The sequence below is a fragment of the Aquabacterium sp. genome (assembly GCF_044226965.1).
In the GTDB taxonomy this organism is placed as follows: domain Bacteria; phylum Pseudomonadota; class Gammaproteobacteria; order Burkholderiales; family Burkholderiaceae_C; genus Pseudaquabacterium.
On sequence record NZ_JBGAGA010000042.1, the window covers coordinates 1 to 13,360 of the forward strand.

At 72.3% G+C, this 13,360-nt stretch carries 12 protein-coding genes; 2 read left to right on the plus strand and 10 right to left on the minus strand.

Annotated features, from left to right (window positions below; translation table 11 throughout):
• A partial coding sequence (locus tag ACILR4_RS18200; protein ID WP_395702282.1) for a potassium transporter Kup occupies positions 1–1,727 on the plus strand: 1,727 nt, incomplete at its 5' end.
• A gap of 15 nt (positions 1,728–1,742) precedes the next feature.
• Here ACILR4_RS18200 and ACILR4_RS18205 read toward each other — a convergent pair.
• From ACILR4_RS18205 to ACILR4_RS18215, 3 genes are all read right to left on the minus strand, one after another.
• The gene (locus ACILR4_RS18205) at positions 1,743–2,417 is read right to left on the minus strand and encodes an NUDIX hydrolase (protein WP_395702283.1); all 675 of its coding nucleotides are present in this window, start codon (positions 2,415–2,417) and stop codon (positions 1,743–1,745) included.
• 17 nt (positions 2,418–2,434) lie between these two features.
• Positions 2,435–3,250, minus strand: a complete 816-nt coding sequence (locus tag ACILR4_RS18210; protein ID WP_395702284.1) for a crotonase/enoyl-CoA hydratase family protein — start codon at positions 3,248–3,250, stop codon at positions 2,435–2,437.
• Between the two features lie 70 nt (positions 3,251–3,320).
• Positions 3,321–4,046: a CCXG family PEP-CTERM protein gene (locus ACILR4_RS18215; RefSeq protein WP_395702285.1), complete on the minus strand. Its 726-nt coding sequence runs from the start codon at positions 4,044–4,046 to the stop codon at positions 3,321–3,323.
• A gap of 263 nt (positions 4,047–4,309) precedes the next feature.
• Between ACILR4_RS18215 and ACILR4_RS18220 the strand changes: the two genes are divergently transcribed.
• Complete coding sequence (locus ACILR4_RS18220; RefSeq protein WP_395702286.1) at positions 4,310–5,311, plus strand: hypothetical protein; 1,002 nt, start codon at positions 4,310–4,312, stop codon at positions 5,309–5,311.
• A 62-nt stretch (positions 5,312–5,373) separates the two neighbouring features.
• Here ACILR4_RS18220 and ACILR4_RS18225 read toward each other — a convergent pair whose 3' ends face one another.
• From ACILR4_RS18225 to ACILR4_RS18255, 7 genes are all read right to left on the minus strand, one after another.
• Entirely contained in the window at positions 5,374–5,727 is a 354-nt protein-coding gene (locus ACILR4_RS18225) for an ArsC family reductase (protein ID WP_395702287.1), read from the minus strand.
• 25 nt (positions 5,728–5,752) lie between these two features.
• Positions 5,753–6,238 carry a hypothetical protein gene (locus ACILR4_RS18230; protein WP_395702288.1) on the minus strand — a complete coding sequence of 162 codons (486 nt, stop codon included), beginning with the start codon at positions 6,236–6,238 and terminating at the stop codon, positions 5,753–5,755.
• Positions 6,239–6,397: 159 nt separating this feature from the next.
• Positions 6,398–7,003: a c-type cytochrome gene (locus ACILR4_RS18235; RefSeq protein WP_395702289.1), complete on the minus strand. Its 606-nt coding sequence runs from the start codon at positions 7,001–7,003 to the stop codon at positions 6,398–6,400.
• Positions 7,004–7,287: 284 nt separating this feature from the next.
• Positions 7,288–9,225: a hypothetical protein gene (locus ACILR4_RS18240; RefSeq protein WP_395702290.1), complete on the minus strand. Its 1,938-nt coding sequence runs from the start codon at positions 9,223–9,225 to the stop codon at positions 7,288–7,290.
• A gap of 99 nt (positions 9,226–9,324) precedes the next feature.
• Positions 9,325–9,663, minus strand: coding sequence for a hypothetical protein (locus tag ACILR4_RS18245; protein WP_395702291.1), 339 nt, complete (start codon positions 9,661–9,663; stop codon positions 9,325–9,327).
• 75 nt (positions 9,664–9,738) lie between these two features.
• Positions 9,739–12,510: a LuxR C-terminal-related transcriptional regulator gene (locus tag ACILR4_RS18250; protein ID WP_395702292.1), complete on the minus strand. Its 2,772-nt coding sequence runs from the start codon at positions 12,508–12,510 to the stop codon at positions 9,739–9,741.
• Entirely contained in the window at positions 12,507–13,331 is an 825-nt protein-coding gene (locus ACILR4_RS18255; protein ID WP_395702293.1) for a TetR/AcrR family transcriptional regulator, read from the minus strand. Before ACILR4_RS18255 ends, ACILR4_RS18250 begins: the two co-directional genes overlap by 4 nt.
• Positions 13,332–13,360: the final 29 nt, after the last annotated feature.

Consider the following 13,360-nt stretch of genomic DNA (forward strand, 5'->3'; position numbering starts at 1 on the left):
TCGGCGCGATCTCGGCCATCTTCTGGGCGCTGATGCTGGTGGTGACGCTGAAGTACGTGATCCTGATCCTGCGTGCCGACAACCGCGGCGAAGGCGGCGGCCTGGCGCTCACGGCGCTGGCGGCGCATGCGGTGGCCGGCCGCGCGAAGCTGCGCGGCGCGCTGCTGCTGCTGGGCGTGTTCGGCGCCACGCTGTTCTATGGCGACAGCATCATCACGCCGGCGATCTCGGTGCTCGGCGCGATGGAAGGCCTGGAGGTCGCGACGCCGGCGCTCAAGCCCTACGTGCTGCCGTTCTCGCTGGCGGTGCTGCTGGGGCTGTTCCTGCTGCAGCGCTTCGGCACCGGCGTGGTCGGCAAGCTGTTCGGGCCGGTGATCCTGCTGTGGTTCGCGGTGCTCGCCGTCACCGGCGTGCAGCAGATCGTGCGCGAGCCGGCGATCCTGGCCGCGCTGAACCCCATCGAAGCGCTGCGTTTCCTGGCCGGCCGCGGCTGGATGGTGGGTGCGGCGATCGGCGCCATCGTGCTGGCACTCACCGGCGCCGAGGCCTTGTATGCCGACATGGGCCACTTCGGCCGCCGCCCGATCCAGCTGGCCTGGTGCGCGCTGGTGATGCCGGCGCTGGCGCTGAACTACCTGGGCCAGGGCGCGCTGCTGATGCACGACCCGAAGGCGATCGAGAACCCGTTCTACCGCCTGTTCCCGGCCGCCTGGGTGCTGCCGGCGGTGGTGCTGGCGACGCTGGCCGCGATCATCGCGTCGCAGGCGGTGATCTCGGGTGCGTACTCGATGACGCGCCAGGCCATCCAGCTCGGCTTCCTGCCGCGCATGCGGCTGACGCACACCTCGGCGCGCGAGGCCGGCCAGATCTACATGCCTGCGGTGAACTGGGCGCTGCTGGCCGGCGTGCTGGCCGCGGTGCTGGCCTTCGGCAGTTCCACCGCGCTGGCCGGTGCCTACGGCATCGCGGTGACGATGACGATGATGATCACCACCGTGCTGACCTGGTTCGTGGTGCGCCACAGCTGGCGCGTGCCGGCGCCGGTGGCTGCTGCCGCGACGCTGTTCTTCCTGGCCATCGACGCGCTGCTGGTGGCCGGCTGCGCGCTGAAGCTGTTCGAAGGCGGCTGGTTCCCGCTGGCGCTGGGCCTGCTGCTGTTCGGCGTGATGAGCACCTGGGCGCGCGGCCGGCGCCTGCTGCTGGACAGCATCCGCAGCGACGGGCTGGCGCTGGAGCCCTTCATCGCCTCGCTCGACGAGGGCGGGCTGAACCGCGCGCAGCGCACCGCGGTGTATGCGGTGGCCGATGGCGAGACGGTGCCGCAGGCGCTGCTGCACAACCTGAAGCACAACCAGGTGCTGCACGAGAAGAACCTGGTGCTGACCGTGCTGTTCGACGACGTGCCGGTGGTGCCGCCCGAGCAGCGCCTGCAGATCGAGGACCTGGGCCGCGGCTTCTGGCGCGTGCGCCTGCACTTCGGCTTCATGGAAACGCCGGACGTGCCGCGCGCGCTGGCCGGCTGTACGGCACAGGGCCTGCCGGTGCCGCTGTTCGAGACCAGCTATTTCCTCAGCCGCGAGACCGTGGTGCCGACGCCCGGCACCGGCATGGCCCATTGGCGCGAACGCCTGTTCGCCGCAATGAGCCGCAATGCCGGCGGCGTGGCCGAGTTCTTCAAGCTGCCGGACAACGCGGTGGTCGAGCTGGGTACCCGCGTCCAGATCTGAGCGCCGCGCCGGGCATCACTGCCAGGCGAAGCGCGGCTGCTCGAAATGCGCGACGCGGGTGTCGCGGCCTAACAGGCAAACCTCACGGAACTGGTACAGCAGCGCCGCGGTGGGCGCGGCGATCCAGCCTTCGCCGACCGGCATGCGCAGGGTCAGCTGCGTGCCGCCTTCGTCGGTGAGGATCGGCGCGTCGGGCCGCAGCAGCTCGGTCAGTGGAATGCGGTGGATGCTGGCCACCTCGTCGGGATTGGGCGCCAGCGCTTCCGCGGCGCCGCCCCACACCACGATCGGCGTGATCGCGTAGCCCGAGCGGCTGACGTAGTCGTCGAGGCGGCCGATGATGGCGGAAGCATCGAGCACGAGCCCCACTTCCTCGTGCAGCTCGCGCAGCGCGGCGGCCTCGAGCGATTCGCCTTCCTCCACCCGCCCGCCCGGCAATGCGAACTGCCCGGCATGCGCACGCAGGCCGGCCGCGCGCCGGGTCACGATCAGCGCCGCCTCGCTCCGCCACTGTGCATGCCGTGCCAGCCCGGGCAGGTCGCCGCCATGGGCAGCGTCGGTGATCACCATCGCCACCGCGGCGCGGCGCAGGCCTTCGTGGCTGGCCGTCTGCAGCGGCCAGTCGGCCAGGCGCTGGCGCAGGTGGGCTTCGAAGCCGGCATCGCGCGGGAACGGCGGCTGTGGATTCAAGGTGGCGCCAATCCGTGCTAACGGCTGAAGACAGGGGGGCGCTGCTCGAGGTTGGCGCGCACCGCTTCGATCTGGTTGGGCTGGCCCATCAGCGCGACCTGCTCGTCCGATTCGGCCTGCAGCAGCGCGGCCTCGCTGGCGCCGGCGGCGGCCTGGTTCAGCAGGCGCTTGGCGGCGCGCACGGCATCCGGGCTGCGGTTGGCGATGCCGGCGGCCAGCTCGCGTGCCGCGGCCAGCGGATCGGCGCACACGCGCGTGGCCAGGCCCAGCTGCACCGCTTCCTCGCCGCTGACGACGCGGCCGCTGTAGGTGAGTTCGCGCGCCACGTCGTCGCGCAGCAGGCCGCGCATCAGCACGATGCCGGCCATGTCGGGCACCAGGCCCCATTTCACTTCCATCACCGACATCTTCAGGTCCGCCGTGACCAGGCGGATGTCCGCGCCCAGCGCCACCTGCAGGCCGCCGCCGAAGGCCACGCCATGCACCGCGGCGATCACCGGCACCGGCAGCTCGCGCCAGCCCTGGGCCACGTACTGCGCCGAGTTGGCCAGACCATGCGTGCGTGGGCGCAGGTCGCGGAAGCCCCCGGTGGCCTGGTCCGCAATCTTGCTCATGCGGCCCATGTCCAGCCCGGCGCAGAAGGCCCGGCCTTCGCCATGCAGCACCACGGCGCGCAGCCGGGCTTCGGCCTTCAGGCGGTCGATCGCGGCCGCGATGCCGTCGAACATCGCGAAGTCCAGAGCGTTCATCTTGTCCGGCCGCGCGAGGCAGACCTCGGCGACGCCGGACGCGTCCAGGGTGATGCGGACGCGGTCGCTGTGCGGGTCGTTCAATCGACTCTCCTCGGGTACAGGGAGTCGATTGTGCGCGCCGCTCAGCGCTGGCGCTGTCGCCTGCGCGGCGTCAGTCCGCGCGCTTGCGCTTGCGTGCCGCCTGCAGCTGCCGCGTGGCGGCCAGGCCGAGCATCGCGCTCAGCACCAGCGCCAGGCTGCGCGGCTCGGGCACGCTGGCGGGAGCGGCCCGGAAGATCAGGCCATCGCCGGCGGCGAAGGCGGTCCAGCTGCCGTTGGCGCCGATGCGGTATTCGCCGCGCTGGCCACCGTCGCAGCAGCCTTCGAGGCCGTAGATCGCCAGCTCGTGGTTGCCGGCGCCCAGCGCCAGGCTGCTGAACTGGAACAGCTGCGAGCCGGCGCTCCAGTTGCCGGCCCACCACAGGTCGGTGTTGCGGGCATCGAGCAGCTGGCCGTCGAGGAACACTGCGCCGCCCTTGCCGAAGTCCACGCCCAGCCGCATGCTGAAGTCGCCGCCCTGTGCGGCGTCGAGGCCGAAGTCCAGCTTGTAGGCGAAGGCGATGTTGCTGCTGCTGCCACCGCTGCACGAGCCGTGGTTGCTGGTGTCGGCGAAGCTCGACAGCGTGACGTCGCAATAGCCGGCACCCGGTGCGCCCGCCAGCGCCGCTTCGATGGTGTCGTGGTAGTAGCTGCCCAGCGAGGCCACGCTGCCCGCCGGCGCGGCGGCCGCCCCGGAAGCCCGGGTGTGCAGGGTGATCAGGCTGGCAGAGGCCGGCCCGCTGGACAGGGCAAGCGGCAGGCAGCTCAAGCCGGCCACCAGCCAGGAACGGATGTTCATGCGCGCGCTCCGAGTGGTGTGGGCCCCATGGCCCACGTTCGGCTTATCGGCCGCCGCGGCCCCGACTTGAGCGCGTCGCTGCGGGTTTTGGCATTTCGAACGTTTACATACCTTGGAAGCCCTTGCGGATATTGGTCCGGACCGCCCGCTGGTTTATATTTTTTCGCTTGGGCAGCGCAGAGCCGGCAAGAACGACAAACACAATATTTCCGAATATTGCCACCCTGTTGCAAGACCTACGGGAAGTTTCAGTGGAGCGAACAATGACTTTGCAGTTTGGGCGCATCGCGTCGCACATGGAAGGTGTGGCCGAGGTGCGCCGGTGGTTGACAGCCAATATTCCCTTCACCGAATCGACAGCCGGCCACGATTTGTTCGTGAAAATAGGACAATATTTTCTTGCCGGCGCACCGATTGATTTGAATTCCCTGCGCCGCGAACTGCCCCATACCGAAAAGGAAATTCGCATCCAGCTGCTCAAGATGATGCGCGCGGGTCTGCTGCAAGCCCAAGGCAGTGAAACCCAGCGCCGCTGGGTCCCCACCCCCCGGTATCTGGAACTGCTGAAAGCCTATACCGAAGAACTCGACCACGTCTATGCCGTGCGCAGCAACTTGCGCCAGCAGCAATTGCGCATGGCGGTGCCAGACGCCGAGCTGGCATCATTCGTCGAGTTGCTGTTCGACCATTTCCACGACCTCGGCTGGCTGTATTTGCACAACTTTGGCTCCATTTGCTTCCTGATGGCCAGCCTGGTGCAGAACGTGGCGCGGCTGCACGGCTTTCGTGCACGTGCGGCCTCGGGGTATGTGGACGTGCTGGGCAGCGACCAGCGCATTTACCAGCTCGGCGGCAAAACCCATGTGGGCCCGGGCCAGATCGCCGGCCATGCCTATTGCGTGGTGGAAGAGAAAATCATCGTCGATTTTGGTCTTGGCAATATGCGCCGAGCCTATCGGCGAGATTTTCCCTGGGGTTTGGCCTGCGCCTACCAGCCCGAGGGCGCGATCGACGGACGCATGGCGCTGCCGCCCGGCGAGCATGCGATGTGGAAGACCGACTGGTGCAGCCCGGATACCGCCAGCGAATTCGCGAAGTTCGACCTGCTGGCGCAGCAGATGAGCGCGCAATACGGCACCTATTTCGGCGTCGGCCAGGCGGCCGGTGGCGCGGCTTCACGCCAGCATGCGGTGGCGGCGGCAGTGACCCACGTGCTGGGCGACCATCCCCAGGTGGCGGCCCACCGCAGCCCGGTGCCGGGCTGAGAATCGGTCACAGCCCGGTGCCGGGCTGAGAATCGGTCACAGCCCGATGCCGGGCTGAATGGCTAGCCCACCCGGCGCGCGAAGTCCGCCGGGTCGAAGCCGACGGTGATGCTGCCGTCGGCCCACTCGACCACCGGCCGCTTGATCACGCTGGGCTGGGCCAGCATCATCGTCCGCGCGCTGGCGGCGTCCTGAACTGCGGCCTTCGCGGCGTCGTCCAGCTTGCGCCAGGTGGTGCCCTGCCGGTTCAGCAGCCGTTCCCAGCCGACGGCGGCCTCCCAGGCGGGCAGGCGGGCGGCCGGCACCCCCTGCTTCTTGAAGTCGTGGAACTGATAACCCGGATGATGCTCGGCCATCCAGGCCCGGGCGCGCTTGACGGTGTCGCAGTGGGTGATGCCGTACAGGGTGATGGTCATGGTCTCGGGGGCGGCCGCCAGGATTTCAGGAGCGCGCGTCGCCGCGGTCGTTGTGGTCGCACATCGGATCGGGCAGGTGGCCGCCGCCGTTCATCACCCGGCCCTCGGCACTGAGCGTCACCGCGAACCACAGGCAATCGTTGGTCTGGTAGCGCCAGTACCAGGACTCGCGGTGCTGCCACTCGGCAGCACGATGGGCCGGCCGCCCCAGCAGCCGCAGCAGCGCATCGCGCGGCATGCCATCGACCACCTGCGCGAAATGCGCGTCGTCCAGCACCTGCTCCCAGCGTTGCGCCCGGCCGGCCGCGTCGAGGTCGACCATCCAGGTGGTACGGCCCATCGGCCCGCGCGCGAATTCCAGGCGCGTCGCGCCCTCGGGCATCGCATAGCGGCCGGTCGGGTGGCCCAGGCGGGCCACCACTTCGGCTTCGCTCAAGCCCGGCTGCAGGGGCGGCGCACTGGCGCAGGCCGCGAGCCACAGGCCTGCACACAGCGCCAGGCGGGTTCGCATCATGGTCTCCCGGCGTTGACGACAAGCCCGCATCATCGCCCAAAGCAATGCCCCCGCGTTCGGCGCGGGACCACCCCAGCAGTCGCCGCGGATCCGGCTCCGCCGGGCCGCTGGCGGCGCCCCCCTGGGGGGAGGCGCCGCAGGCGCTCCGGGGGGGGGCTACCGTCCACCGGCCGCGCGCGGCGGCAGCGACTTCAGGTACAGGTAGGCGGCGTCGATGTCGGTGTCGCTCATCTGCGACAGGGCCTCGAAGGGCATCACCTTGCTCACCGCGCTGCCGTCGGGCCGCTGGCCCGAGCGCAGCATGGCGCGGAACTGCGCCGCGTCGGCATAGCGCACCAGGGCACTGCCTTCGCCGGGCGTCAGGTTGGCGGCGGCCGGCCAGTCCGGCGGCGCGCCGGGGATCTTGCCGCCCGACAGCTGCTGGCCATGGCAACCGGTGCAGCCGTTCGCCACGTACTGCCCGTGCTGAACCGTGACACCTTCAGGCACCGGCTGCGCCGGCGGCAGGCGGTGGTCGATGCGCTCGGCCGCGTCCTGGACCAGGCCCAGGCCGTACATCACGCGCACCGGCAGCGGCAGTTGCAGCACCGCCGGCCCGCCCGGCTGGGGCGGCAGGCTGCGCACGTAGGCCGCCACCGCGGCCACGTCGGCATCGGTCCAGCGCGCGAAGTCTTCCGAGGGCATCACCATCAGCGGCGTGCCGTCGGGCTTCACGCCGTGGCGCAGCGTGCGTTCCCAGTCGGCCGGCTGGTAGCCCACCACCACATTGCCCGTCGACGAACACGCGGCCGGCGCCGTCCCTGCCGTGGCAGTCGCTGCAGCCGCGCGACTGGTAGAGGTAGCGTCCGCGCTCGATGCTCGCGGCGTCGGCGCTGATCGCAAGGGCGTAGGCCGGCAGCGCAATGCTGCGGGTGCGCTTGGCTTCGCTGCGGTGGGTGGCATAGGCCAGCGTGCCGGCCACCGCGACGGCCACCACGGCCAGGGCGACCAGCGGGTACTTGATCCAGGGCGTCATCAGGGGAACCTCCGCGTGCAGGGTGTACGGCTCAGAGCCACAGACGGATGAGCGAGAAGTCGTGGTTGCTGCCGTTGGCCTCGCCGGCCTGGAACGCGCGCACGGTGGGCACGCGCTCGTCGGCTTGCAGCGCCAGGCCATGGGCCTGGTCGTTCTTGGTGCCGCTGGCGGTGGGGTGGATCACCACGCCGTTGCTGCCGAAACCGGCGTCGAGCGTGCCGTTGGCCTGCAGGCGCAGCGCCGCGAAGTCGCCGGCGGAGCTGTTGCCGGTGTTGGCCCAGCCGCCCAGCAGCAGCTTGCCGTCGGCCTGCCGCACGATGGCGGTGGCCGAGTCCCAGTTGCCGTTGGCGACGTCGCGGGTGAACTTGCCGCCCGTGCCGAAGCCGGGGTCGAGCTGGCCGCTGGTGCCGAGCTGGGCCGCCGCGAAGTCGTTGTTGATCGCGCCGGCCAGCACCGCCTGGCCGCCCGGCAGCAGCGCCACGCCGCGCGCGCCGCCGATGTTCGAATTGAACAGGCCGCTCACTTTGCCGCCCAGGCCGAAGGACGCATCGAGCGTCCCGTTGGGCAGGTAGCGCACGGCCTGGAAGTCGCCGTCGCCGCCGACCGCGAGGATGCGCTGCTCGCCGTTGACCACCGGCAGCGCCAGCGCATACGCCGCGTCGCGGCCGGTGTTGGACTTGATCGCGGTGAGCACCTTGCCGCCGTTGCCGAAGCCGGCATCGAGCGTGCCGTTGGACAGGTAGCGCACCAGCGCGAAGTCGACGCCGCTGACGTTGCCCTGGTTGCTTTCGCCGGCGACGATGATCTTGCCGTCGGCCTGGATCGCCACCGCCCAGGCGCGGTCGCTGTCGTTGCCGATCGCGGTGACCACCTTGCCGCCGTTGCCGAAGCCGGCGTCCAGCGTGCCGTTGGGCAGGTAGCGCAGCACGGCGAAGTCCAGCCCGCTGCCGTTCTGCTCGCTGGCGCCGGCGACGACGATCTTGCCGTCGGCCTGCAGCGCGATGGCGGCGGCCACGTCGTTGCGCGGGCCGATCTGGGTGATGAGCTTGCCGGCGGTGCCGAAGCTCAGGTCCAGCCCGCCGTCGCGGCCGTAGCGCACCAGCGAGACGAAGGTGCCGGTGGGCGTCGCGCTCGAGCCGGCGACGATCACCTTGCCATCGGGCTGCACCGCCACCGCATTGCCATAGTCTTCGCCGATGCCCACCGGCGTGGTGGTGATGCCGCCGCCGAAGCTGGTGTCCACCACGCCCGCGGCGCCGCGCACCGTCACCACCAGCGGCTGGTGCAGCACGTCGGTGGCATTGCCGTTGGGTGCCAGCGCGCGCACGCGCGCCACCGTGGGCAGCGAATGCGGCGCGCTGCTCTGCGCGGTGAGCACGATGTCGGCGCTGGTGGCGCCGGCCGGGATGCTGATCGCGTTGCTGGTCACGCCGGCCGGCAGCCCGTCGAGCACCAGCTGCACCGCGCCGGTGAAGCCGTTGCGCCGCGTCAGCGTGGCCTTCAGCGTGACCTGCCCGCCCTGCAGCACGGCGCTGCGGTCGACCGAGAGGGCGACGCCATAGTTCGCCACCGGCGTGATGAAGTCGCTCAGCTGCCCCACCGGGACCGGGTTGGGGCCGAAGTCGCCGCCCATCACGTAGACGCCGTTGAGCGGAAAGCCCTGCCCCGCCTGCGTGACGACACCGAGGTACACGCCGGTGTCCGGGTAGTAGCGGTAGGTGAAGGGCGCGGCCGTCAGCACGGCCGGGTGCGGCGGAAAGTAGTTCGGGAAAGTGACCTCGGCAAAGTCCATCAGCTGGCGGGCGGCCTCGGCCGCGTCGACGGTGGCCACAGCGACAGTGGCAGCGGCTGCGGTTGGGGCGGCCGCGCCGGACGCGCCGGCGGCCAGCGCGCAGACCGGCACGCCGCCCAGCCCCAGTGCCAGCCAGGCGGCCAGGGTCAGGCGAGCGATCGATCGACGGGTGTTCATGGTGTTCTCCAGTGCGGTGTCGGTGAGCTGGCCGCACTGTAGGAATCGACGGCCGGCGTCGCATCGCCCGTTCGGGCCATCGGCGCCCGCCCCGAAGAGCTAGGGGGCGGCGCGGTTTGGCGACGCGCGCAGCAGCAGCAGGTGCAGCGGGGTGGCGCCGATGTTCTGCACCGCCACGGCGGCCGCGGGCGGCAGGCACACGGTGCACGGCGCGCTCAGGCGCTGCGGGCCGCTGTCGGGCAGCAGGCGGCCCTGGCCCTGCTGCACCAGCAGCACGGATTCCGCCGCCTCCGCGTCGATCAGCGCCTCGGCGCCGGGCTCCAGCACCAGCTGCCAGGCCGCGAGGACCTGCGCCCCCTGCCCCGGGCCGGCGACCCGGCAGGACCACACGCCTTCGCGCTGCTCGCAGGGCAGGTGGGCATGGTGGTGGACAAGCATGGCTGGATGTTGGCGGGCGCCACCGGCCCGCCGCATCCCCCAGAAGAGCCACCCACCCCGCGCGCCGGGGGCCGGCTACTTCCCCCGCGCGTGCCACCAGGCCGCGGCCTGGCCGCGGCTGGCGACGCCCAGCTTGCCCAGCACGCTGGCCACATGCTGCTTGACGGTGTGCACGCTGAGGTTCAGGGCCCGCGCAATGAGCTTGTTGCTGTCGCCGGCGGCCAGCAGCGCCAGGATCTGGGCCTCGCGCGGTGTCAGCTGCTCCAGGGCTGGCGGCCGGGCGGCCCCTGGCGCGGCCACGGCCGCCGGGCCTGGCGTGGGCGACTCGACCGGCTCGGCGGCGGCTGGCGCGACCGATGCGGCCAGGGCTGGCGCGGCGCTCCCCGCCAGGTGGGCGGGGTGGGCGGCCCCGGCGCGGGCGCGGCGCGCCCGCGACAGCAGCTCGTCCAGCCGGGCCAGCGCGGGCGGCGCCAGCCGCCCCTGCCAGGGCTGCGCGCGCAGGTCGTCGAGCACCTGCACGCCGGCCAGCACCGCCGCGCCGCGCTCGTCGTCACCCGGGCCCTGCAGCAGCGGCTGCAGGCGGGCGGCGGCCTCGTCGAGCCGGCCGCTGCGCGCCAGCGCCCAGGCGTGCAAGGTGGCGGCCTGCACGCCGGCGCACAGGAAATAGCAGTCGAAACGAGCGTCCAGCAAGGCCAGCTGCTGCAGGCCGTCGGCGATGCGGTCCTCGGCCAGCGCCAGCATCGCCGCCACCATCGCATGCGCGCCCACGCCGCTGGGCCATTCGGCCGGGTGGCGCACCGCGCGCATCGCCGCGTCCATCTCGCGCAGCAGCGCCACGTCGCCCAGCAGCCAGGCGGCGCGCGCCTGGTTGAACAGCATCGCCGGCTCGTGCACGCGGCGGAACGAGGCGCTGGCGGCGCGGCGGATGTCCTCGATCAGCGCCTCGCCGGCGGCGCGGCTGGCCAGCGCCTCACCGCGCAGGGCCTGGAGCAGGCCGTGCAGCATGCCGTTGTCGGTCTGGATCATGCGCGGGCTGCCGAGCCAGCGGAAATCCTCGTCGGCGCGCGCCAGGGCGCTGGCGGCCTCGTCGATGCGGCCGGCCAGCAGCGCGGCCCAGCAGCGGGCGTGCCAGGCACCCGCGCGCAGCGGGCTGGGCGCGTGGCCGGCCACCTGCAGGATGGCATCGCCATAACGCAATGAATGAGCGGCCGTGCCGGGCGCGCCGACCATCATCACCTGCAGCGGGCATTGCTGCCAGAGGCCCGGCTCGGGCACGCGCTGCAGCGCAGCGAGCATGCGCGCGCCGTTGGCCGCCACGTCGGCCGGCCGGCCGCACACCACCGCGTCGCAGGCCTCGCCGTAGTGGATGAAGGCCATGGCCGCGTCGTCCAGCTGCAGCCGCCCCAGCCGCGCCAGGATGCGCGTGCCTTCCTCGAAGCGGCCCATGTGCTGCAACGCGGCACTCAGGTGCGCACTGGCCAGCGCGGCGTCGCGCTCCCGGCCGGCTTCGGCATAGCCGGCCACGGCCTGGTGCATGCAGTGGCGCAGCTGGTCGAAGTCGTAGCCCGGCCAGGCGCACAGGCCGCGCAGCAGCCACAGGTCGGGCAGCCGCGCGTACTGTTCGGGCGGGAACTGCGCCAGCATCTGCAGCAGGCTGCTGGCGCCGCCGGTGGCCAGCAGCGCCAGCCCGCGCTGCGCCAGCACGCCCAGCGCCGCCTCCCACGCCCCGGCGCGCTGCAGGTAGCCCACCGCGCGCGCCAGGTCGGGCTCGTCCTGCGCGGCGCTGCGCAGCAGGTCCTGCCATTGCGCGGGCTGCTCGCGGCGCAGGCGGTCTTCGAGGAAGTCACGGAACAGGTCGTGCAGGCGCCAGGTCGGCTGCTCGGCGGCCAGCACCGAGACGAACAGCCCGCGCCGGTCCACCTCGTCCAGCAGTTCGGCGGCATCGGCCATGCCGGTGACACGCGCGCAGCGTTCGGCCGTCAGCTCGGGTAGCACCGCGCTGCGCAGCAGGAACTCGCGCAGCCGCGGCGGCATCTCGGCCAGCACCTCGGTGGCCAGGAAGTCGAACAGGTGGCGCTGCGTCAGGCGTTCGCCGGCCTGGGTGGCCTGGCGCCCCACCGACAGGCTCAGCCGCAGCCCCGCCGCCCAGCCCTGGGTGCGCTGCAGCAGCTGGCGTGCCTGGTCGGCCAGCTCGGCCGCTGCCGCCGCGGCGCCTGCCGGCTGCGCGGCCTGCACCAGCGCCTGCACCTCGCCGGCATCGAACTGCAGATCGGCCTGGCGGAACTCGGCCAGCCGGTCGGCCGCACGCCAGCGCGCCAGCGCAAGCGGCGGCTCCGTGCGGCTGGCGAGCACGACGCCCCACTGCGCCGGAAGACGCTCGATCAGCATCTGCAGCAGCTCGAACACCCGCGCGTCGACGATGCGGTGGCCATCGTCCAGCACGATCAGCCCGCGCGGGCAATCGGCCCCGGCCAGTGCGTTGACCAGCGTGCTGGCCACCTCGCGCAGGCCGCGGTCGGCCAGCGCCAGCGTGGCCAGCGCATCGGGCGCCACGCGCCAGGGCAGCTGCAGCGAGGCCAGCGCGGCGCACAGGCAGGCCAGGAAGGTGGGCAGCTGCTCGTCCTCGTCGGCATCCACCCAGGCCAGCGCGGTGCCGGGCGGCAGTTCGTGGATCAGCTGCGCCAGCGCGGCGGTCTTGCCGTAGCCGGCGGCGGCGCACAGCAGCGTCACGGGCTGCTGCTGCACCGCCTCCAGCAGGCGCTGCTGCAGCCGCGGGCGTGCCACCCAGCCCGGCGGCCGGCGCGGCGGCTGGATGCGGGTGACGGCAAAGGCGGGGGCGGCCATCATGCGGCGCGCCCTCCGCGGGCCCGCCGGCGCGACGCCGCGGGCGGCGACGGTGGCAAGGGCGGCCGCAAGGGCGGCAGCGGCCGCCGCACCAGCGCCCGCGCCTGCTCCCAGGGCAGGCCCAGGCCGGCCAGCACCAGTGTCGTCACCGCCGCGGCATGGCCGGGCGGCGCGATGCCGGCGGCGATCATCCGCATGGCCTGGCCGATGGTGCCGCCCACCAGGTCGAGCGCGGCCGCCTCGCTGCTGACGCGGAACGCCTTCTGCCGCAGGCCCAGGCGCAGGTCGGCCAGCACGTAGTCGCCGGTCACGCGCAGCAGCGCCGGCGACAGCGCGGCCACATCCAGCAGCAGCATGGCCCAGGCCGGGCTCTGCTCGGCCAGCCAGAGGTAGCGCCGGTTGCCGATGGCCATGCGCTCGGCACCTTCGGCCACGCCGGCAGAGCTGTCGGTGATGCAGGCGCACAGGCTCTGCGCCAGCCACAGCGCGACGGCCTGCACCAGCTCGTCCTTCGAGGCGAAGTGGTTGTACAGCGTGGCCCCGGCCACGCCGGCGGCCGCCGCGATGTCGCCCACGGTGCTGGTGGCCACGCCACGCGCCGAGAACACCCGCAGCGCCGCCTCCACCAGCTGGCGGCGCGTGCGCTCGCGCTTGGGCGCGGGGCCGGGCGAGGCCATCAGCGCAGCGGCCAGCTCGGCCGGCAGCGGCGCCGGCTGCGTGCTGGCCATCACGCCGGGCACGTGGCCCAGGGGCAGCCCGGGGACGGGCAGCGCGGCGCGCGAGGCACCCGGCGGGTGATCCGCCAAAAGACGGATATCTTTCAAATTTGGATCCTCATACCATTTTTGGTATC